Genomic DNA, 23,339 nt, shown 5'->3' with positions numbered 1-23,339 from the left:
TCAGAAATCGTCAACAGATGAAACGGGACAACCCGGCAAAACGTCCTCCGCTGAAAAGAAGGGGAAGAATGCCGGGCCCGGTCAAAGTACTGGAAATAACGCGATCAAAACCCGCATCACCAGCGATATTGCAGAGCCGTGGATACTTCCAGAAAATCACAGTCCCTGCTATTTTTAAAGCCAAAATTACTTTTTAATAAAAAGTGCCGACTTATTTCAAGAGAAATATCCAGGCCACCAGAATAAATCATATTCTCATCATCCTCCAAACCTGCACCAATATTTACAGAAACGTGATTACGCTCAGGAGAAAGACCTGTCTCCACATCGCCAAATCCGCCAAAATTGTATTGATAACGGGCGTTGAGCATCTGTTCATTCCACGACACAGGGCTCCAATAACTGACGATTCCGAGGTCATCCACCGTTGTAAGATCAATATCGGAGTCCTCGCAGGCCTGGTCGTTATCCTCAAAACGGTTTTCCCATCTCAGCGACCATTCACTCTTTTCATGAAAAAGTGACCACCCAATCCAGGTGTGAAATCCAATGCCGTTATTGCTGTCACTGCGCGACGTATAACGCATATCACCACCGAAACCAATGCCATTCGGGGTCTGCACTTCAAGACCGGCAAGAAAGTTATTCGCAAGAATTTTATCTGCAATGGCATCAACGGTATCTGTTATCTCGGTACGATCACAACGGAGAAAACCACTGACCTGCTCGTTCAGTTGACGTTCAATCTGTAAATTGAAGAGGACATTTGTACTGCCCTCTCGAAATCCATCTTGTAATTTATCAAAGGTAAATCCAGCCTGCAGTTCCGTGCTGTTCCCAGGCTGCCAGGTGACGTCTGAGCCGATGCTGTTACTGTTGATCGAATTATCACCATGCACCGCACGGAATCGATGTCCGGCATAGTGGACACTGATCTCTTTATCCTGTTCATGGATAAAACTAAAGGTGGAGCCAAAGGCGAAATCTTCAATATTACGCCAGCGCTTCACACCATCAAGGCTGTGAAGAGAAAAATCAAGCCCGACCTGCGGGGTAATATTAAGAGAATTGCGTGCCATCGAATCGGCAATCGACTTGCTCACACCACCCGAATTCTCGATATTACGATAAAGGCGGGCCTCTTTGCGATACTGCCCCATGCGCTCATACACTGCGGCAAGGTCTGCCATGGTTTGCACCGAAGCATCCTCTTCCAGTAAATTCTGATAGCGCTTTTCCGCATAGAGATAACGCCGCTCATAGATGGCAATCCGCGCGTCATACTCCTTGATAAGACGTAACTGCATCTTTAGAAGGCCTGAATCACGGGCAAGCAGCACTCCGACTGAACTGCCCAGATTGCCAAGCAGCAGGCTCGGAGCCAGCAACGATGCCAGGGCCTCTTCTTCACTCGCAGTATCAGGGTGAAGAAGGTCGAGAAATCCCCAGGAAGATTCTTCCTGCTTCTCCATCCCTCTGACCTGGCCCTGCTTCAGATGGGTGGTAACGATCTGTACCATCGGCACATCAAGGATAGCACGATAAACCGAAAGAGCATCTCCGTAGCGCTCTGCCGTCCACAGCAACCGGGCGAGGGTCGCGGCTTCTTCGACCTGACCGTCCAGGAAAAGGTGGACGGAGAGCTCTTCGTTATTCACCTTTGTGTTCCCTTCCAGACCGCCATAACAGCGATAGAAATCAAGCAGTGCGGTATCGTGTTCACCCGCGAGGGTATCAAGAGAAATCTGTTCGCGGCAGAGCATATCGGCGTCATACTCCCCCTCTTCAAGATCGCCAAGGAGTTTCCGGGCAGAAGGAAATTTCCCCAGGCCAATATTGGCCCGAGCCTCAAGAAAACCAGCAAAAAAAGAGTGAGGAATCGCCTTTACCACCTTTTTCAGCAGTTCAGCGGCACGGCTGTAATCCCGCTTGCGGATACTGCGCTCAGCATCTGCAAGTTGGAAAGAAAGCGAATCCTCGGGAAAATCTTTGAGATAATTCATCCCCGGCTGCACCATGGCAAGGCGGTAACGCAGCTTCGCATCGTGGCACTGATTTGTCAGCACAACACCACCGTTCCACGGCGAAGAACAGATATCCGCGAGCAGAGTGCGGGGAAACTGCCAGTCAGGAAAATCGTCCGCTTTGTTCTTTTTTTCAAGCAGACGCAACGCCTTCAGCCCTTTAGCCAGTTCTTCCTGAGCAACGTCTTTCTCTCTCCGGGCAAGGGCGTCCCTTGTGCGAATAAAATGTCCTGCTGCGACGAGTGTTTTATCACTGAGTGCCCTCTCTCTGGATTTAAGCTGTGGAACACTCTCCAGCCAGCCAGCCATAGCACTGCTGCGTCCTGCCCGGGCAGCATTCATCGCCAGTTCCAGCAGAGTCTCATCGGTTGCCACCTGATGGTTCAACGTCTCACGCAGATGAAGATCCGCTCTGCCGAATGCCCCCGCCTCAGACAGAGCCCGGGCAGCAGTAAGACGTATCCGTACTTGCTTTTCGGGCTCTTCCTGCCAGCGCCCGGTCGCCCAGGTTGCAATATTTTCCATGGAATCGAGCTGCTGATTTCGCCCCAGCCAGTAAAGATGAAGCAGCACGGTGTCAAGATCAACCTGCCGGTCTCTCTCCTGCCATACAGAAAAAAGCCGCTCCTGCTCTTCAACCAGTCCAAGACTGGCAAAGATGACCAGCGCCCGGCACCGAACCACATCATCATCCGGGTTAATCTGAAGATACTGGCTCCAACTGTTGGCGGCGGCCAGCTCCTGCCCCAGTTCAGTTTCCAGGGCTGCCTGTTCTTTGAACCAGGTTGCCCGGCGGCGTTTTGCCGGGACCTCGCGCAACACAGCAAGGGCCTTGCCCCATTTCTTCATGCGCTGGTAAAGCTGCGCAAGGGAACGTGAAGTTGCAGGGTCTCCTTTAAGATGGCGGTTGATGATATTGAGGAGATCAACCGCCAGGTTATAGTCCTGGCTCCGACCGCGATCCACAAGAATTCCGGCCATGCGCAGAAAGATACTTTCCCGGTTGCAACCAAACCGTTCCATATCCTGCCAGAGAGGTGCAGCCCCATCATTTTCCACAATTACCAGAAAATCCCGGGCAAGCCTGTCCTGCAGAAGGGCAACACTCTTCTCCACACGACGACTGCCGGGATGATACCGCAGGCAGCTTTCATAATGGTGCAGCGCGGCATCCGGTCGATCTGCTTCGGCAGCGGCAAGATCGGCAGCAGCAAGCTGTAAAGAATCACGGGAAGCGCGGTCAAGTTCCACCGTCTCTACACCCTCTTCCAGCACCTGCAATGCCTGTCGAAAATCTTTTTCCTTCTTCAGCAACGTAACGAGGTGCTGACGGGAGGCCAAATCTCCCGGATGGTGACGCAGGTACTCGCGAAGCAAACGCAGATTGACCTGTGTCCCAGCCGAACGGGCAGCCTTTGAAATCGTCTCTTGCGCCTCTTTTCTCCCTGTATTTTCATCACCTTCTGCAAAAACAACAAGGGGGAGGAGAGCAGTGAGCTGCTGATCTGAGAGGAAAAAATAATCAGAAAAAGGTTGAAGCAGCCAGCGAATACGCCGAACATCACCAACCGCGATGGCATCATCAAGAAGACGAAGTCGTAAAGATTTGGATACACTGGGGTCTGGTGCGAGCTGCTGCTCTTCGAGAGAAAGGGAGAGATCTTTACGTCCCTCCCCTCGCAAACTGGCGGCCAGCCCCTCCCGGGCCTCTCCAGCACGGATACCGCCGGGATCACGCTCCAGCACAAAGCCAAATGCCTCCGCAGCCCTGCTCCATTCACCACGCTTGAGGGCTACGTGGCCAGCGGCCATGCGATACTCCGGCGATGCGGGCCGGGTATCAAGCAGGATGTCAACAAGGCGACCGGCTTCTTCATAACGCCCAAGCACCTGCAACACCTGGCAGTACTCCCAGAGCGCAGTCTCTACCTCCGGATGTTCCCCGGCCAGCTGGCCATAGATTTTCGCTGCCTGTTCAAGTTTACCTTCGCGGACCAGCTGCCGCGCAGTCTGCCACTCCACCATCCAGCCTGGTATCTTTCTGCCAGCATCCCCCATTATAACCAGCTCACGGTCGGGAACAATACCACTCACGGACTCTACGCCTCCAACGCTCACTGCAGCCATGCACGAAAGAGCGCAGGCGACAGGAAGAAGCAGAAAGGAGGTGCAGACAGACTTCATTGAAGTTGTTACTCAGCTGTAGAATTTTGCAATGGTATCCACTACATGCTGCTGCATCTCGTCGGTCAACTCAGCATAAATCGGCAGGGCTGTTACTTCCTTCGCGGCCTTGTCAGCCTGGGGACAGTCCGCACGGACAGCCAAACCTCCGAGACACTCCTGGCGATGCAGAGGTACCGGATAGTAAATTTCACATCCAATGTCGTTCGCGTGGAGGAACTCCACCAGCTCATCCCGCCGTTTCACACGCACTACAAACTGATTATATATGTGAAGATTTCCCTCCCCCTGATAGACGTGCTTCGGTGTCTTCACCAGACCAGCCTCAAGCAGACCCGTTTCTGCAAACATGCGCGTATAGGTCGCAGCGTTTGCTGTACGCCCCCGATGCCAGTCATTTAAATGAGGCAACTTGATACGCAGCGCCACTGCCTGAATCGGGTCGATACGAAAGTTGCCGCCAACCATCTTGTGATAGTATTTCGGCTGCGCCCCGTGGTTCCGCAACAGTCTCAGTTTTTCGGCAAACTCCTCATCGGCGGTTACCACCATACCACTGTCACCAATTCCGCCGAGATTCTTGCTCGGGAAAAAAGAGAAACAGCCAGCCAGCCCCATCGCCCCGGCCTTTGCATTCTTTCCGCTGCCGCCAAAGTTGGGATATTCGGCACCGATGGCCTGAGCTGCATCCTCAATCACCGGCAGTCCATACTGCGCCGCAAGGTTAACAATCGGCGTCATATCAGCACACTGTCCATAGAGGTGAACCACAACGACCGCCTTGATTTTCCGTCCAGTGTCCGCTTTCAATATTTTTTTCATTGCTTCCGGGTCAATATTGAAACTCTCCGGATCGATATCAGCGAAGACCGGAGTCGCCCCCATCCGCAGAATCCCCCCCATGGTGGCAAAGAACGAGAAGGGAGTGGTAAGCACCTGTTCCCCCGGTTTCAGATTGAGACCCATCATACTTACCAGCAGTGCATCAGTACCGCTGGAGACCCCAATGCCATAACCGACACCACAATACTCCGCAATTTCATTTTCAAGGGCCTCAACTTCCGGTCCACCAACATAACAGGTAGAGCGAAGTACACGGAGCACCCCGTCAGTCATTTCAGGTTCGAGAGAGGCCAGCTGCGGTTTCAAGTCTAAAAAAGGTACCTGCATGATACTATTATTTTCTGTCTGTCAGTAGGGAACATCGAATAATTACCCATCTTCTTTGTTACAGTAAAAAAAATCCTCGGAGGTACCCGCCTGACTCCGATATCAATCATGGCTGTAATAAATTTCCTTCTGTGCCTCGAATATGAATGAGATACAAGGTTATTCAAGATACCCGGCAGTAAAAATAAAAAAAACCGCCCCCACTTCAAGGAAAACGGTCAAATCTGTACACTGTCAATGACTGCCGGAGTTAATAACTATTTTTTCACCGTCGAAATAATCGACAATATCCGGCATCTCGGCTTCCAGATAAACTTTCATCTTTTTCAGCAGATTTACCTCAATCTGCCGTACCCGCTCGCGGGAGATATCAAATTTATCGGCAATATTTTGCAAAGTCAGCGGCTCATCGGTGAGCAGACGCTGCTCAAGTATCATTCGTTCCTTGTCGTTGAGCTTGTCTTTGAGGGCGGTAATCAACTCAGTAAGACGCTCTTTCACCTCCCGACCGGCAACCACCGACTCAATCCCGGGGCCATTGCTTGGCAGAAAACTTTTCTGTTCATCATCGGAATCTGAACGTACCGGGCTCTCAAGGGAGACATCCCAGTTGTCCATCCGCTGCTCCATCTCGATAACCTCTTTTTCCTTCACGTTGAGTCGCTCGGCAAGCAGTTTTGGTTCCGCCTTGAAGCCCTGGCTCTCCAGCAGCTTGCGCTCTTTGTTAAGGCTGAAGAAGAGCTTGCGCTGAGCCTGGGTCGTACCGATTTTCACCAGACGCCAGTTATCCATTATAAACTTAAGGACATACGCACGAATCCAGTAGGCTGCATAATAAGAAAATTTGACACCGCGATAAGGGTCAAATTTACGTGTCGCCTGCACAAGACCGACATTGCCTTCCTGGATCAGATCCATGAAGTTCTGCATCCAGTATTTCTGGAAATCCATCGCAACTTTGACCACAAGACGAAGGTTGGAGCTGACCAGACGATATGCCGCTTCCTGGTCACCTTCTTCTTTGAATTTAATTGCCAGTTCATCAGTCTCTTCCCGGCTGAGCAACTCATACTGACTGATCTCCTGTAGATAACGATGCAGCGCCGGATTGCTGACTGCTGGAAGATTTATATCATCAGAGAGGGAGACGAGGGGATTGAAATACGTGTCAGAGGAACTTTTCCGCTCAATTGCAGGAGTCTCCTCGTCATTTTCAACTTCCACGGCTTCAGTAGGGGTGGTTTTACTCATGATTCCTCGTTGAGGGGGGTGGTTGTCCTGTTGCCGAATGGCAATGCTGGCGGAGAATTCTGTTCCCAACGCCCGCCAGATGTGATAGAAAACACAATCTCAATCGTTTTTTATCTTCTTTGTGGAATTGTTATATTATACCACATCCATCCGGTTTCAACACGCCTCCAGCGAACTTCCATGAATAACATCCGAAATTTCAGTATTATCGCCCATATCGACCACGGGAAATCGACCCTTGCCGACCGTATGATCCAGCTTTGTGATCTCGTCAGCGACCGTGAATTCAAAAATCAACTCCTTGATAACATGGAGATCGAGCGGGAACGCGGGATCACCATCAAAAGTCAAACGATTTGCCTGCCTTACACCGCAGCCGACGGCAAAACCTATTCTCTCAATCTCGTTGATACCCCCGGGCACGTTGACTTCAGCTATGAAGTAAGTCGAGCGCTCAGTTCCTGTGAAGGTGCCCTGCTGCTGATTGACGCCGCCCAGGGCGTGGAGGCACAAACCCTCGCCAATCTGTATCTGGCCATGGAAAATGACCTTGAGATTATTCCGGTGATCAATAAAATTGATCTCCCTTCCGCCGACCCGGAAGGCGTTGCGCTGCAGGTTGAGGATGATCTCGGTCTCGACATTGATCATGTGCAGTACTGCTCGGCTAAAACAGGTCAGGGGGTAAAAGAAATATTTGAAGCCATAGTTACTCTGCTGCCGCCGCCGCAAGGCTCCCCCGAAGCACCTCTGCAGGCACTGATATTTGATGCCAACTACGACTCCTTCCGAGGAACCCTCATCAGTGTGCGGATTATTAACGGCACAGTAAAGGCAGGAAACAGCATCCGTTTCATGTCCACCGGCAAAGAGTACAGGGTGGAGGAGGTTGGCCTCTTTAAACTGCGCCGCGAGTCCTGCAAACAGCTTTCCGCCGGCCAGGTCGGTTATATTCTCGCTGGCATCAAAACGGTGGAGGATACCCGTCCCGGTGATACCATTACCACAGTGGAAAACCCCGCTGCCAAAGCGCTCCCCGGTTTCAAGGAAGTGCAGCAGGTGGTCTTTTCGTCGCTCTACCCCATCTCCACTGATGACTATGAGGATCTTGCCACAGCTCTGGAAAAGCTCAAGCTCAACGACGCCGCCCTCACCTTCGAAAAAGACAGCTCCGCCGCCCTCGGCTTCGGTTTCCGCTGCGGTTTTCTCGGCCTGCTCCACCTTGAGGTAATTCAGGAGCGGCTGGAGCGCGAGTTTGACATCAGTCTCATCCTTACCGTACCCTCAGTGCAGTATCACTTTTTCCTCTCCAACGGGAAGGAAATCATAGTGGACAATCCTGCCCACTTCCCTGATCCTGCCCACATTGAGCACATTGAAGAACCCTTCATCAAGGCAACCATCCTCATGCCGGAGACCTACATGGGGGCGGTAATGACACTCTGCCTGGAGCGCCGCGGGGAAAACACCAATTTCCATTACCCAACTCCAGGACGCATAGAATTGACGGTGGAACTGCCCCTTGCAGATGTGATCTATGATTTCTACGACAAGCTGAAATCCATCACTCAGGGGTATGGTTCCTTTGACTATGCGCTGTTTGATTACCGCCGGGCGGACCTTGTGAAACTCGATATCCTTGTCAACAGTGAGATCGTGGATGCCCTCTCCCAGCTTGTCCATCGCAACAATGCCCGCGCACGCGGACTGCATGCCTGTGAAATGCTCAAGCAGGAGATTCCCCGACAGATGTTCAAAATTGCCATTCAGGCTGCTATCGGCGGTACCATTGTTGCGCGGACCACTGTCTCTGCTCTGCGCAAGGACGTAACCGCCAAGTGCTACGGTGGTGATATCAGTCGGAAACGCAAACTGCTGGAGAAGCAGAAGGCAGGGAAAAAACGAATGAAAACGGTGGGGAATGTGGATATTCCGCAGACTGCTTTCCTTGCAGTTTTAAAATCGGAACAGTAAAATAATTGAATCTTCGGAACAGGTCATGTAGCAGGAAAAACCTCCAAATGCTGCAATACCATTCCTATTAAGTTATGCTCGTTTTACATCCTGTTTATCCGTGTCCATTGGTGATTCCTTTTGCATTTTGTAACCACGAATGGACACGAATTTTCACGAACAGGGACAACGCATTAAACGAAAACGTTTGTATCCGAAGTTAAGCCGTACAGTGCACCAGGAGTATTATGAATAAAATTGGCTACCACGGAAAACACGGAAGGACACGGAAAACATCAATTACCTCAAAGCAGGCAACAGACCGAATTCAACCACAAGGGCATTCTCATCTGGCTTTTCCAGTAATCCATGGCCCGGCGTGTTCAGCACCGCCATGGCGCAAGCAGCCCACAATCTGATAAACCTCATCTTTCAGTAATAATTCGTGTTTATTCGTGTCCATTCGTGGTTCCTTTTGTCGTTTGTAACCATAAATGGATAAACAGGAGACAAAACGGGGTATAACTTAATAGGAATGGTATAAAATCTATTTCTTCGCCTTCTTCTTTTTAATACCGAGTGTTCCCTGCAGACTGGCACCGTCAAAGGAGGCACCTTTCACTTTGGAACCGGACAGATCGGCACCGGTAAGATCTGCCTTATAAAAATCAGCATCCTGCAAATTCGTATCCCTCAAATTTGCACCACGCAGATTGGCAGCTTTGAGGTTGGCTCTTTCAAGATCTGCTTTGGAAAAATTACATCCGGAGAGATCAGCTCCTTCCAGGTCAGCATTTTCAAGATTCTCTCCGGAAAAATCAATCCCGGCAAGATCACAGGCATAACACGTGTTCTCATGCTTGAACCTCTCAAGCTGTGCCTTTTTTTTACTGCTGAACTTCTCACTGGCAGGAAGCTTCTTCGCTTTGTCAGCCTGCGCGACCTTAACCTCTTCGGGGAGAGTCTGCACCTTCCCTGCTGCGGGAGACGATGTCATCTCTGTGACGGAACTGGTACCTTGCTGAACAAAAGGCACCGTCGTTTTTACAGTTTCCTTTTTCGCCGCCACTTTCCGGGCGGTCTCAGTCGTTGCGGTGAGTTTCACCTGCAATTCTGTTTTATTCGGGGAAGAAAATTCTATCTCCTGCACCTCGGGAACCTCATGTACAGCCCGTAGAGATTTGGCTTTCGGTGCCGCAGATCCAGTAAATGCAGCAGGAGAATTGACAGGATCTACAGACAATCTGGAAGAATCATTCTGCGATGTTCCCAGAGAAGGTGTTTTTCGCCCTTCTCCGTTGAAATGAGATTCCCCGCCACGGTCGCCTCCCTCAATCTCACGTTCATCCTCCTCACTCCCCAGTGATACCGAAACCATCCTGGTCTCTTCATACCCGCCTTCCACATTCTTGAGCTGCTGGCGGGTAAGCGAGGCAAGAGCCTCCGTGCTGTCATCATTGCCTGCAGAATCTTCAGCAAATTTTTTCTTTTTCACAGCATGGATGGTGAGTTTTCCATCTTCCGACAATTCCATAGTATCGGAAAACTTCTTCACTTTCTTCTGGATTGCACGGATCAATGGTGGTTTTGCCGGAACCATGTCAGCCTCAGACAGAGAATCCGGCGCATTACGTTTTTTCTCTTCCGGAGCAACGGTTATCGCCGCAACAGGTGCTGTCATCGGCGACTTCACCGGGGAAGATTTTCCTGCTTTAGCCATGTCCTGCGTGTGTTTAGCCTGACTCGACTGCAGCGCGGCAACTCCAGAATCGAGGTGAGAAGGGGCAAGGTTCGCCTGCCCGGCCACCGGATGTCGTTTCGATTTTGCGTCGTCTTCCTTCACCACGTCGCGGGGACCAGTGACGTTCCCGTCACGGTCCCTCTGATTCTGTTCAACAATTTTGCCGGAGATTTTTGCTCCATCAAGATAGGCCGAATCCATCCGAACACCACGTAAATCTGCACCGCGCAGGTCAGCCTCCCCAAGGTCGGCACCATCAAAGGAAACTCCATTGAGTTTCGCCTTGCTGAGATTTGCTTCAGAGAGATTGGTTAACTTACAGCTCGAAAGAGAGAGGTCAGCTCCCTGCAAATTCACACCACTTAAATCCAGCCTGTTGAGGTCCAAACCGGAGAGATCACAGTTTTGACAGGTACGGGTTTCAAGCAGAATTTGTAGATTTTCCCGGGCAGCAGCACTTGCAGCAGAGCTCGCAACAGGATCGGAGAAACCAAGAAAAAGGGCCGAAACAATGATTACAGTTCTTTTTTTCATAATATTTAAGTTAAAAAATTAGAACATTCATGCCTGCTGGTAAAAAAATTTGTACTATAGTACACACTGCAAAGAAAAATTTCGAGAAAAAATTGCCACAACACACAGAAGAAGCAATTATTTATGGTGATATGGCTTCCGATGTCGCCATACCCAGGGGGGAATGGGGTGCAGATTGTGCCAGAGATTACGACCCTGCGACTTTGCCTGTTTTTCAGCACTTTTCCAGTCTCGACAGATACTTTTGTGACAGTAACGATCATACACCCACACCAGTCCCTGCTCAACAAGGAGACCGTTGACCGCCCTGCCATCTATCCTGACGACAGCAACCAGTCGGCCATACCGATCATAATTGACACCCAGCACGGACACATGCTGGCCGGCAACATGCTCACGCATCCATTTTTTGCAGGCAAAGGAACCGGGTTGATCAAACTCGGGGGCATCAACACCATAGAGGCGAATCTCCTGCCTGCCACGCCCACGGCTGACAATCAGGGAGTCACCGTCAATCACCTTGAGAACGGTTCCTGAAAAGTTTTTGCCAGCCTGACGTGATGCTGAAAGAGGAAGAACTGTCGAGAACAGAAGGAGCAGAGAAAGTAATATGTTTCTGATACGCATGTCAAAATTTCCACCCGAGGATTTACGACACTGATAAACTCGCCTTCTCTGTAACGCATCAAAAAGTTATGGAAAAAGACAAAGAATTTTACCGCGAAGAACGCGGATGGAGAAACGGGATGATAAAGTAATTTCCGTGTCTTCCGTAGTTTACCAGGAACGTTATTATGAATAAGATTGGTTACCACGGAAGGACACGGAAAACATCAATTACCTCAAAGCAGGCAACAGAGCGAATTCAACCACAAGGGCATTCTCTTATGGTTTTTTTCACTAATAATTCGTGTTTATAATGACTGGGAAACGCAGCTCATTATCAAGGCAATGCGGCGGACAGGCGGAAACTGGCAGGAAAAGGAATGTGGGAGGAGTAAAAAGAGATCGGCGATCAGTTGAAGTACCCTTTCGCAGGAGTGAAGAGCCGGGGTTGCTTCAATCGGTACCTGGCACAAACGAAAAAAGGGGTTTACGACAAATTGTCGCAAACCCCTTGATCTTTTTACTGGTGCACCAGGAGGGAGTCGAACCCCCGACCTCTTGGTTCGTAGCCAAGCGCTCTATCCAGCTGAGCTACTGGTGCGTCGGAGATGTGTTATATACATCACTTCAGAGAAAGACTCAAGAAAAATCTTCACAACGGTGTGGAAATTTTACTTTTCACGCCCGTGGGCCTCATTCTCTTTTTTGCGGAAGATGATTTCATTATCCGCCGGTTTCATATTGGAATGACCGATAATATCAATCTTCACCTGCTGACGCTTCTCCATTTCAATAAGCTCAGCCCGCTTGTGATTCAGCAGATAAGAAGCAACATCAAGAGGAAAGTTGCATTCTACGCGTTCCACCGGATTGCGACTGGCACCAGTCTGGATCCGGCGCAGATAGAAAAGTGAAAGGGTCTCCACGGAACGCATGGTTCCCCGTCCCTTGCAGTATTCACACACACGATAGTTGCCAGACTCAATGGGTGCACCCAGCTTCTGCCGGGAGATCTCCATCAGGCCAAACTTTGATATTTTGCTAAAATCAACCTTCGCCTTGTCGCTTTTCATGGCCTGCTTGACCTGCTTCTCCACCGCCAGGATATGCTTACGGCTGCGCATGTCGATAAAGTCTACCACGACAAGGCCACCAAGGTCTCGCAGACGAAGCTGACGGGCCAGTTCGGTAGCGGCTTCCATATTTGCCTGAAAGATAGATTCCTCAAAATTGGCGCCTTTAGAGGTCGAACCGGAGTTCACATCAATGGCAACCAGCGCCTCAGTGGGGTCGATAACAATTGACCCGCCGGAGGGCAGGTTGACCTGTGGCTGATAGATCTGCTCAATCTGCTCTTCCACGCTGTACATGTTGAAGATCGGCCGTGCCCCCTGATGCAGTCGCACGCGCACTTTCTGCTGTACTTTGGGCTGCATGGCAACGAAATCTTTCACCTGCTCCAGGGCTGTGCGGTCATCAACAAGAATTTCTTCGATGGCCGGATCAAAATGTTCCCGGAGAAAACGGGCAACAGTCTGATGATCTTCGTAGAGAAGCCCGACACCCTTCAGAGCCTGTCCCCTTTCCCGAATATCTTTCCACAACTTAAGCAGATAATCGGTATCCCGCGACAGGGCACTTTCGGTAATCTCGGAACTCGCCGTGCGCACAATCCAGCCAGTTCCCTCAGGGATATCAAAACTCTTCATTATATCCCTGAGCTGACCACGCCGCTGTTCCCCGGAAATTTTGCGGGAGATCCCGGCGGAATCAGAACCAGGCATCAAAACCACGCAACGTCCCGGGATAGAGAGGAAAGTGGTCATGTTGGCACCCTTACGGCCAATCTCTTCTTTCACCACCTGGGCCAGTAACTCCTGACCGCGTTCGAGAACGTCGGTGATGGAAAGTTTTTTCCACTGCTGTTTTTCAACCTTCTCCCGCACATCGTCCGACAGATTAACTTTAAAATATTCAGGGTGAATTTCACTGAAGGGCAGAAAACCGTTCTTTTCTGTACCGTAATCGACAAAAGCAGCCTGAAGGCTGGGCTCAATGGCCACCACCTTTGCTTTATATATGTTACTTTTTCGCTGCGTCCGGAAAACGGTGGAGACGTGAATAGACTCAAGACGACCATCTTCAAGCAGAGCAAGGCGACACTCTTCCGGCTCTTCGGCATTGATCAGCAGCTTCATTGATTTGCGAGGTTCAGCCTTGTCGCCACTCTTTTCTTTTCCCTCAGGCGGACTGCTTTCAACATTCCCCTCTTCGGTGTTTGTCTTTTTTGTTCCCCGCCCGTTTTTTCTTCCACGACGACTGTGTGCCTGCCCTGATTCGGGCTGAGCAGATTTTTCTTTTTCAGTTGAGTCGTCCGCAGATGAGGACAGCTCCACCGGAGGAAGCACTTCTTCCGCATCGGCAATCTCAGGATCCGCCACCTCCAGAGCATTCGTCACTTTCGCCAGAGTCTTATCTGCGGCGGATGTATCAAGCCCGGTCACAGAAACGGAGGGTGAACCTTTATCTTCTTCCAGGGGAATCTCTACAGGGGAAGGTACCGCAACGGTTTTCTGGTCAGAGGAAGAAGTGGCATCTGCAGCATTCTCTTTTGCAGCTGCAGGTTTACGCCCCCGTCGACTGGAAGGGCGCCTGCTGCGACTTCGTGATGCTGTCTTTGCGGGTTTTTCCGCCAAGACTTCCACAGAATCTGACTTTTCTTTTTCAGCTGCTGCCGGAGAATCACCATCCTCTCCAATCGTTGCAACACTGTCAGTTTCTGTCTTTTTTCTGCTCGAACTCCGCCGACGGCTGCTTCGTTTACGGACAGGCTTCTTTTCAACCGCTGCATCCGTTGCAGCTTCCGTTTTCACCGGTTCTGCAGCGGGTTTCACGGCCGCCTTTTCTTTTTTTTCAGGCCTTTTCTTTTTTTCAACCGGTTCACTGCTTTCTACTGAACTGGTGCTTTTCCACCATGCACCGGTTGTTGCTTTGATTGATTTTTTCGGTTTTTTCTTGTCAGTACCTTCGCTCATTTAATATCCTCGATCCCCGCGCCGCGCCACAATAACAGTGTGACACAGGAAACACAGCAATAGACTGCGCCGGGAAAAATTCTTTCGTTGTTCTTTCCAAAAACATGCTGAAGCCTGCCCTCTATACCACAACACGGTCATTTTCAGGCATACCAGTTTCAACACACTTCCAGCTCTATTTATCGTAACGTAAATGTTCCTTTGCTGTTGTTTTTTGGTGACTTCTGCAAGTAGAGAAGAAAACCGAAGGAAAACGTTACGCACCTGATATCTAATGCCGTTTTCATGTAAATACAATTGTTATTTACTGATTATCGGTGTTTCCCTCTGGAATCGACTGGCATTTCCTTTCAGTTATAAATTTACCTGACAGGACCACACTTTATACTTTAATCTTGACACGCCCAACCAGGCCCCGTAAACTCCGGGCATAAAAGATTCAAATTTTTAAACTTCTGGTAATTTTATGTTTCCCTCGCAGTCGTCGTTCGCTGCCCACCTCGTTCGTCGTACTGCCATCACTTAATATAACTTTCAGAAATACGGTTAACATGTCACTAAACACCACCTTTGTTCTCTCCGGACAGTCCTGCCGCAACCTGATGTTAAATTCACCCTTCTCAAAAACAGTTCGCACTGGTCTCTTCGGTGGTACTCTGCTCTCCATGGTTATGCTGTTTATCCCATGCAGTGCACTTGCTGCAGAGAATACTTCTACAGAAGAGTGGGACATCACGGCTGATAAAATCATCAACTTCGAAAACCCGAAAAGTATTATCGCCAAAGGAAATGTCGTTCTGGTAAAGAAGGAGAAACTGCCGATCAACATGCCCCAAAAAAAGAGCAGTGTGACCGCATGGAGTGAACTGCTCGGTGAAAAGGAAGAGGCTCCAGAAATTACGGCAGCCGAGGCTGAAAAAGCAGCAGTGCCGGAATATCGAACTACAGTCACTATTAAAGCAGACTGGATGGCTTATGATATAGAGCTGAAGACCATTAAAGTTAAAGGACACCTCAGTATTCAGGGGCCGGACGACAAGCTGGTTGCCAAAGAGGGTTCACTCAATCTCGAAACCGAGACCGGAGAGTTTTCAGAAGCCACTATCGTCCGCAAAGACCTCCAGTTACATCTTGAAGGGAAAACCATCAGGAAAACCGGCTATGAGACCTATGAAATTGAGTCTGGCTGGGCAGTTACCTGTAAAGTGGAAGATGGAGAGACCGCCCCGTGGTCTATTGCCGCCTCCAATACAAAAATAACCACAGGCGGATATGCCGTCATGAAAAACGCCCGCTTCCGGATTAAGGACGTGCCGATTTTCTACTCTCCCTATATGATTTTGCCGGTAAAAAATACAAGGCAAACCGGTTTCCTGATGCCGGAATTCAGCTACTCTACTTCAGGCGGAGCAGCTGTAGGAGCGCCTCTTTTTATCAATATTTCCGACTCCTCGGATGCCACCCTTTATCCCACATGGTACTTTGACCGCGGCTTCATGGCCGGTGCCCAGTACCGTTATATGACCAGTGATACCTCCAAGGGCATGTTCATGGGGAACTTCCTGATGGATGATCTTTCCGACGGGGACCTGGATTCTGATTACTACGATGACACCGGGTACACCCATACCAATGACGATCGCTACTGGGTTCGGGGGAAGGCTGACTATACCTTCGGAGATGGCTGGGTCACCCGACTCGACGTTGACCTCGTCTCCGACGAGGATTATCTTGAGGAATTTGATTACGGCAACACGGGGTATGATCAGACCCGTGAAGATTATCTCGACATGTTTGGTCGTTCCTTTGATGATGACAGTGATCTTGAACGCGACAACACTTTAAAAGTCCTTAAAAGCTGGGGGGGAATTTCACTGGAAACAGAATTCCTCGCTGTGAATGATCTGGACACAGACACCACGACAACAACAACCACAACCACCACGGATGCTGACACCGGAGAAGAAGTCACCACCACCACCACGACAACTGAAGAGTCTCCTCTGTGGAAATTGCCGGAGGTTGACTTCGACGGAACCCTTAATACCGGATTCCACAGCTTTACCTTCGACTGGGACTCCAGTTACGTCAATTACTGGCGGGAAGACGGCACAGGTGGAAACCGGGTAGATATCCGCCCGGCTCTCTCCACCCCGATCTCAATTACGCCATGGCTTGAAAGCCGGGCGGAAGTGGCGGTGAGAGAGACCTATTATGCAGTACAGAGTTTTGGAGATGCCTCTGAATGGGAATATGATGACAGCATAAACCGCTTCTATCCGGAGTTTGAACTTGATACTGCCACAACCATTCAGCGCGATTTTGCTTTCTCTTCCGGCAAGACAGTACGCCACGAATTCCGGCCCTACCTGAACTATCAATATATTTCAGATGCAGCCGAAGATAATGAACTCCCGGACTGGGACAGCATTGACGAAATTACCCAGGAGAACACCTTCACCTACGGGCTGGACAACCTTTTCAGCCGTGTTGCTGCCAGCAGTTCAGGAATGGAGACTCTCTCCACCTATGGAAGTTTTCTTATTCAACAATCCTATAACATGGATCCTGACGATGACGATGAATCCTTCGGAGATATTTACTCGAAGTTGACCTTTGCCCCCCTCGCGAAAATAGCACTCTCGTACAAGACCTATTACGATGTTTATGACAACGACTTCAACAGCCACAATTTTGAAATCGCATACACCTTCAGCCGCAACACTTATGTCACGACTGAATACAGCTATGATAAAGATGACGAGATTGACCAGATTAACGGCACTCTCGGTATCAGACTGTTCGAGCGCTGGCGATTTGAGGGCAGTATAGAACATTCCATTTCCTACGATGACACCAATGAAGCGAAAGCCCTTATTGCGTACAGCGCCAACTGCTGGGGACTCAAATTCCAAACCAAATACGACTCCGGCGAAACGACGTACATGATGTTCTTTGAACTCGCCAACATCGGTGAAGCATTCGGCCTGGGGCTGTAAGCCGGCCTGTCAAAATGTTCTTTGATCTTTTCAACGGCGATGCCGATGGGATTTTTGCCCTCCATCAGTATCGCCTTTCTTTTCCTGTCATCAGCACACTTATCACCGGTGTCAAACGGGATATTTGCCTGCTGCAGCAGCTGGCAGGGGCTGAAAATTCGGAGATTACGGTCTTTGATGTCTCCCTTGATTCCAACAGAAGGGAGATTGCCCCCCTGCTCGCCCGGGGCAATTGCATTCACTGGTTCGATCACCACTTTGCCGGAGATATTCCCGTGCACGCCAGGCTTCACACCACCATTGAACCCTCCCCCACCACCTGCACCAGTCTTATCGTTAACACAGCCCTTGGCGAACTCCATTCCGGATGGGCAATATGTGGCGCCTGCGGCGACAATCTGTATGAAGCGGCAGGCCACCTCGCCAGCAAAATGGGCCTTTCAACACAAGAACTGAGCCAGCTTGCTGAACTTGGCAATCTTTTTAATTACAACGGCTACGGTGTTACCACCGCCGATCTCCATTTTCACCCGAAGGAACTTTACCTTGCCGTTGCACCTTTCACCGATCCTTTTGCCTTCATCGCTCAATCAAAAGAGCTGGCTGTCCTTCGCGACGGCTGTGCAGAGGATCTGCACTATGCGACGGAGGGAGATCTGCAGAAAATTGGACACCACAGCCTCTATTTCTTTCCCGATGCCCCCTGGGCGCGACGAATTTCCGGCATCTATTCCAACCTGAAGGCACGGCAGGAACCGAATGCCGCCCATGTTATTGTCACCAGGGTTGGCAACAACCTGCGTCTCAGCGTGCGTGCCCCGCTTAATGACCGCCGGGGAGCCGACACACTCTGCAGAGCATTCCCCACTGGGGGCGGGCGTGCTGGGGCAGCGGGGATAAATGAACTTCCACCTGAAGAGCTGCCACGCTTTATTGACGTATTCTCACAAACCTGGCCTTCCTAAAAAGACATATTACCATGATCAAGAGATCTCTCCTGTTGTTCGTACTCCTGCTGTTCGCTGTTTTCTTCGCCTGCGAACCAGCTTTTGCCGCCGGGCAAAAGGCTGCTGATCTTGTCCGCGACGACCAGCCAATTGACATCAATACACCGCAGTATCACAAACTCTTCAACGATCTTGAGGGAAAAGGATTCGACCACAATGCACTGGTAAAACTCTTCTCCAACCTCACCGTCAACCGTAAAGTTCTCAAATTGATGGATCGACAGTGGGGCAAACCCACTCCGTGGTATGTATACAGACCCCGCTTCGTTACGCCATCGATCATCAAACGGGGGAAACAGTATCTTCGTAAATTTCGCCCCGTTTTTGACCGCATTGAAAAAGACTTTGGTGTTAACCGTGAGGTTGTGGTGGCCATCTGGGCAATGGAGACACGTTTTGGACAGAACACAGGGGACTTCAACATGTTTCGCAGTCTCAACACTCTCTTTGCCGCCTATCCCCGGCGCAGCGACTTCTTCCGCGCCGAACTGATTGACTACCTGCTGCTCTGTCGGCGGAACGCCTTTAATCCGCAGACCATAAAAGGTTCCTGGGCAGGTGCCTTTGGGCAGGCCCAGTTCATGCCTTCCAGTTTCAATAAATATGCCGTGGATTACGATGGTGATGGAATCATAGACCTCATTCACTCCCGCCCTGATGTTCTTGCCTCCATCGCCAATTACCTCCATCATTTCGGCTGGACGCTTGATACGCCGGTCTTTATTGACCTCGGGAACCACCTGCATTCACCACAACTTGAGAAAAAGGCCGGGGAGGGCTGGAGCAACAGTATCTCATGGCGCAGACTGCAGCAACTGCAGAGAGTGAAACTGCCTGCGCCAGCCAGGGGAGGACACCTTACTGTTGTTTCTCTCGACCTGGATCCCAAAAAGGGAGGAGGCAAACGTTACCTCGCCGGATACCCGAATTTTCAGGCTGTTCAACACTACAACCACAGCCAGAAATACGCCGCTGCAGTCAGCGAACTGGCAAAGGCTCTCAGCAGTGAATGAAGCAATGCGCAGGGGCACGCTGATTATCCTTTCCACTCTTTTGGTCGTTGGGGTTTTTCTCTTTTTCCATCGTGACCCCTGGCTTCCTGTGCATATAATATCCCCAGGGCAAGGGCCTGCTTTCTCCGATGATGGCGATCTCCTCAGCCTTCGTACAGCCGTAGAGAAGCAGCTGCACTGGCTGGAATCGAAACCGAAGGACACCACGATGCAGCTCGGTGACGAAGAGGTTCCGATTACTCTACTGCATTCCTCCCTCGCCCACCTTTCCATCTTTCTCCGCAGCAGGCCCACTTCCGGGCAACTCGCCGCGTTCCTGCGCGATAACTATGATGTCTTTCAGGCCGGAGGACGTAAAGGAAAGAGAGGCAGAGAGCTTCTTGTCACTGCCTATTACGAACCTGTTTTTAAAGGGGATCTGCAGAAAACGGATACGGCAATATGGCCAATTTATCAGTTGCCGGAGAAGATGCCGCCAGGGATGAAAAGCCACGGATTGAGCCGTAGAGATATAGAATTGTTCGGGCACCTCAAGGGGCAGGAACTGGCCTGGCTCAACGACCCGTTCGACGCCTACCTGCTTCACGTACAGGGCTCGGGAAAAATTTGCCGTCCCGATGGTTCGCTTTTCACCGTCCGTTACGCAGGTAATAACGGCCTGGAGTATATGAGTCTTGGCAAACTCTTTGTTGATGAAAAAATACTGCCGCTTGAAAAGGTGAATATCCCGGCCATACGCAAGTGGCTGGCCGAACATCCAGAGGAACAGCAGCGCATGTTTTTTCACAACCCGCGCTACATCTTTTTCAAAAAGGGAAATCCGGGAAATCCCGAGGGAAGTAATGGAGTGGAACTCACCCCTGGCCGCTCCATAGCGATCGACCCGGCCATCCTCCCCACGGGCAGTCTGGGCTTTATCAGGACTCGTATGCCAAAAGTGGAAAATGACCGGCTCAACGGCTGGTATGAGACCTCGCGGCTGGTCTTTCCGCAGGATGTCGGGGCGGCAATCAAAGGTGCAGGGAGGGTAGATCTCTTCCTTGGAAGCGGAGATGTTGCCGAAAAGACCGCCCAGGTAATGAAGGAACCGGGCAGGCTTTACTTTCTTTTCTGGCGGGATAAAGGGAAGTTAAAAGAGAGATAAAGCAGCCCGCAATTTTTTCTCATTGCGAACTGCTGTTCCTTTTTATTTCAGTAGAGCAAAACGTTCCCAGAAGTCAGGAAACGACTTTGCCACACACTCTTCCCCTGTGATTTTCACCCCGGGAATTCGTAATCCCGCAAGGGCCAGACTCATCGCCATGCGATGGTCATCATACGTCTCCAGTTCGGCACCATGCAGGCGATGCACATCCCCGCCAACTCCGTGGATAATCATTGAGGCGTCAAATTCCTCAACCTCCACACCAAGTTTCCCAAGTTCCTTCACTATTGCAGAGAGGCGATCACATTCCTTGATCCGCAGATGGCCAATGTTATTGATGGTTGTTGTTCCCTCGGCAAAGGCCGCTACTACCGCGAGGGTGGGAACCACATCGGGCATATCTCCCATGTCAATCGTGATCCCGGACAGGCGATCCGCCCCGATCACAGCCACGCCGTTTCCCGCCATTTCAACCGAACACCCCATGCGGGCAAACAGGGCAACAAGCATGGAATCTCCCTGCAGGGAAGGTACCGGGACATTTTCCACCGCTACCCGTCCCCCGGTTATCGCCGCCGCAGCCCAGAAATAAGAAGCACTTGAGGCATCCCCTTCCACCTGATAATCCCGCGCCCTGTAACACCCCTGTGGAATGGAGAACCAACTGTAATCCTCAGCACAATCCACACAAATGCCGAAATCATTCATTACAGACAACGTCATGGCAACATAGGGCCGGGAGAAGACGGCTCCCTCCACACGCAGGGTCGCAGGCTCACGGGCATAAGGGGCAACCAGCAGCAGAGAGGAGAGATACTGGCTACTGTGCCCTTCGGGCAGCACGGTTTCTCCACCGAGGATTCCATCCCGTCCCGCTTCGTTGATAAGCAGTGGCGGACAACCGGTGTTCCTGATCGACTTGATATCAACACCCCACCCCCGCAGTGCACTCATCAGCGGCTCAATCGGCCGCTGATGCATTCGCGGTTCGCCATCAAGAGTAAACAGCGTACTGCCAAGGGCAGCTACCGAAGTAAGAAAGCGGGTGGCGGTACCATTGTTACCGAGGAATATTGGCTCATCGCTCTCTGCGATTTTCCCCCCATTCCCGGTAATTATCCACTCCGACCCTTTCTCCATTTTTACTCCCATCTGCATCAGCGCAGCGGAGGAGTATTCCGTATCTTCACTCTCCAGAGGATCTAATATACGGCTGACACCAGCGGCCAGTGAAGCGGCTACCAGCGCACGCTGGGTCAGACTTTTGGAGCCGGGGACTTTCAGAGTTGTACTGGTTGTTTCAAGAGGGGTAATTTCAATCATGGAAGAAGCCTGGTAAAGTTTTAATAAGTTATAGATAAGATAACTTGCAATTTTTCCACGTTATGCCATAGTGCAGTTTATAATTCAAAGAAACACAAAATAATTCAACTCTTTTCTCTCTTACGGGTACCTTGAACACGTAGAGATTTCGACAGGCTCCAGGGCACAAAAGAAAATTTACCGGAGCCATCTGTCTGATACTGCAAAGCCCCCGGCATGCGGGGATACATTTTCTATTGTAACAAAGAAATTGGAAGAAAGATCACTTATTCAAGGTTCCTTTATGACTCCAGACACCATTATCCTTGTCTTCACGGTATTACTCGGCACCATAGTCGGCAGTTTTCTCAACGTGGTCATTCTCCGCCTGCCCAGAGAGGGAGACTCACTCGTTTTTCCCGCTTCCCATTGCCCGGTGTGCATGGCGGAGCTGCACTGGTATGAGAATATTCCTGTCCTCAGCTATCTTTTTCTGCGCGGAAAATGCGGCCACTGCAAGGCGAAAATCTCAATGCAGTATCCGCTGGTGGAACTGGCCATGGCAGCGCTCTCTGGCTGTCTCTTCCTCAAATTTGGTTTGACATCGGCTTTCGGAGGGTATTTTCTCTTCACGTCAGCACTGCTGGTGGTCATCATGATTGACCTGTACCACTACATCATTCCAGACTCCATCGACCTGCCCGGGGCTGTACTCGGGATCCTCTTCTCGTTCATCAATCCGGTGGTAAGCTGGCAGAGTTCTCTGCTCGGGGTTGTTTGTGGTGGAGGGATTCTCTGGCTGGTGGCGTGGATATATGCCCTGCTGCGTAACAAGGAAGGAATGGGCGGCGGAGACATCAAACTGCTGGCAATGATCGGAGCATGGCTTGGCTGGGAATGTCTGCCCTTTGTTATCTTTTTCTCCGCTTTCACCGGTGCCATTATTGGGATCACGACACTCTATATTCTCAAAAAAGATCACAGTACCCAAATCCCTTTCGGGCCATTTCTTTCCGGAGCAGCACTGATTTACATGTTTTTTTCAGAGCACATTGATTATTTTCTGCAACTCTATCTCTCAGGTCAGTGGCCGTAAAAGAACTTCGCCATCTGCTATACCATTTACATTTTGTATTGACCAGAGAACGCAACTGCGTAGACATCTTTTTCTGCGATGACGAATGAGTAATAATTCGTGTTTATCCGAGTCCATTCGTGGTTCCTTTTATAATTTGTAACCACGAATAGACACGAATTTTCACGAACAGGGACAACATATTAAACGAAAACGTTTGTATCCGAAGTTAAGCCGTACAGTGCACCAGGAGTATTATGAATAAGATTGGCTACCACGGAAAACACGGAAGGACACGGAA

Annotated in this window: 13 protein-coding genes and 1 tRNA gene; 6 read left to right on the top strand and 8 right to left on the bottom strand. The window is 50.4% G+C overall.

The features are described 5' to 3' along the window. Positions 1 to 116: 116 nt before the first annotated feature. From JWG39_RS09020 to JWG39_RS09010, 3 genes are all read right to left on the bottom strand, one after another. A complete protein-coding gene (locus JWG39_RS09020; RefSeq protein WP_205219063.1) occupies positions 117 to 4,208 on the bottom strand; it encodes a tetratricopeptide repeat protein in 4,092 nt (1,363 codons plus the stop codon). Positions 4,209 to 4,220: 12 nt separating this feature from the next. Continuing rightward, positions 4,221 to 5,378, bottom strand: a complete 1,158-nt coding sequence (locus JWG39_RS09015) for a DegT/DnrJ/EryC1/StrS family aminotransferase (protein WP_205219062.1) — start codon at positions 5,376 to 5,378, stop codon at positions 4,221 to 4,223. Between the two features lie 234 nt (positions 5,379 to 5,612). Next, positions 5,613 to 6,629 carry a sigma-70 family RNA polymerase sigma factor gene (locus JWG39_RS09010; RefSeq protein ID WP_205219061.1) on the bottom strand — a complete coding sequence of 339 codons (1,017 nt, stop codon included), beginning with the start codon at positions 6,627 to 6,629 and terminating at the stop codon, positions 5,613 to 5,615. A 180-nt stretch (positions 6,630 to 6,809) separates the two neighbouring features. Between JWG39_RS09010 and lepA the strand changes: the two genes are divergently transcribed. Next, positions 6,810 to 8,603: a translation elongation factor 4 gene (lepA, locus tag JWG39_RS09005; RefSeq protein ID WP_205219060.1), complete on the top strand. Its 1,794-nt coding sequence runs from the start codon at positions 6,810 to 6,812 to the stop codon at positions 8,601 to 8,603. A gap of 526 nt (positions 8,604 to 9,129) precedes the next feature. Here the strand turns inward: lepA and JWG39_RS16775 are convergent. From JWG39_RS16775 to JWG39_RS08985, 4 genes are all read right to left on the bottom strand, one after another. Further along, positions 9,130 to 10,857 carry a pentapeptide repeat-containing protein gene (locus JWG39_RS16775; RefSeq protein WP_205219059.1) on the bottom strand — a complete coding sequence of 576 codons (1,728 nt, stop codon included), beginning with the start codon at positions 10,855 to 10,857 and terminating at the stop codon, positions 9,130 to 9,132. Between the two features lie 117 nt (positions 10,858 to 10,974). Beyond that, positions 10,975 to 11,484: a thermonuclease family protein gene (locus tag JWG39_RS08995; protein WP_205219058.1), complete on the bottom strand. Its 510-nt coding sequence runs from the start codon at positions 11,482 to 11,484 to the stop codon at positions 10,975 to 10,977. A gap of 503 nt (positions 11,485 to 11,987) precedes the next feature. Next, positions 11,988 to 12,064 (bottom strand) — tRNA-Arg (locus tag JWG39_RS08990). Between the two features lie 70 nt (positions 12,065 to 12,134). Further along, on the bottom strand, positions 12,135 to 14,498 hold the full coding sequence (locus JWG39_RS08985; RefSeq protein ID WP_205219057.1) for an Rne/Rng family ribonuclease: 2,364 nt from the start codon (positions 14,496 to 14,498) through the stop codon (positions 12,135 to 12,137). A gap of 551 nt (positions 14,499 to 15,049) precedes the next feature. On the opposite strand from JWG39_RS08985, the gene JWG39_RS08980 reads away from it, so the two are divergent. From JWG39_RS08980 to JWG39_RS08965, 4 genes are read left to right on the top strand one after another with little or no spacing between them, the layout of a single operon-like run. Then, positions 15,050 to 17,497, top strand: coding sequence for an LPS-assembly protein LptD (locus JWG39_RS08980; RefSeq protein ID WP_205219056.1), 2,448 nt, complete (start codon positions 15,050 to 15,052; stop codon positions 17,495 to 17,497). Between the two features lie 14 nt (positions 17,498 to 17,511). Then, a complete protein-coding gene (locus tag JWG39_RS08975) occupies positions 17,512 to 18,462 on the top strand; it encodes an acetyltransferase (RefSeq protein WP_205219055.1) in 951 nt (316 codons plus the stop codon). A gap of 14 nt (positions 18,463 to 18,476) precedes the next feature. Then, a complete protein-coding gene (locus tag JWG39_RS08970) occupies positions 18,477 to 19,517 on the top strand; it encodes a lytic murein transglycosylase (RefSeq protein WP_205219054.1) in 1,041 nt (346 codons plus the stop codon). After that, complete coding sequence (locus JWG39_RS08965) at positions 19,510 to 20,661, top strand: MltA domain-containing protein (protein ID WP_205219053.1); 1,152 nt, start codon at positions 19,510 to 19,512, stop codon at positions 20,659 to 20,661. Before JWG39_RS08970 ends, JWG39_RS08965 begins: the two co-directional genes overlap by 8 nt. A gap of 42 nt (positions 20,662 to 20,703) precedes the next feature. Here JWG39_RS08965 and aroA read toward each other — a convergent pair whose 3' ends face one another. After that, positions 20,704 to 21,984, bottom strand: a complete 1,281-nt coding sequence (aroA, locus tag JWG39_RS08960; RefSeq protein ID WP_205219052.1) for a 3-phosphoshikimate 1-carboxyvinyltransferase — start codon at positions 21,982 to 21,984, stop codon at positions 20,704 to 20,706. A 283-nt stretch (positions 21,985 to 22,267) separates the two neighbouring features. On the opposite strand from aroA, the gene JWG39_RS08955 reads away from it, so the two are divergent. Next, entirely contained in the window at positions 22,268 to 23,059 is a 792-nt protein-coding gene (locus tag JWG39_RS08955; RefSeq protein ID WP_205219051.1) for a prepilin peptidase, read from the top strand. The last annotated feature ends 280 nt before the right edge of the window (positions 23,060 to 23,339 follow it).

The sequence above is a fragment of the Desulforhopalus vacuolatus genome (genome assembly GCF_016918505.1).
GTDB lineage: Bacteria > Desulfobacterota > Desulfobulbia > Desulfobulbales > Desulfocapsaceae > Desulforhopalus > Desulforhopalus vacuolatus.
The sequence above is the reverse complement of the archived record's forward strand: the minus strand, read 5'-3'. Positions and strand labels throughout refer to the sequence as shown.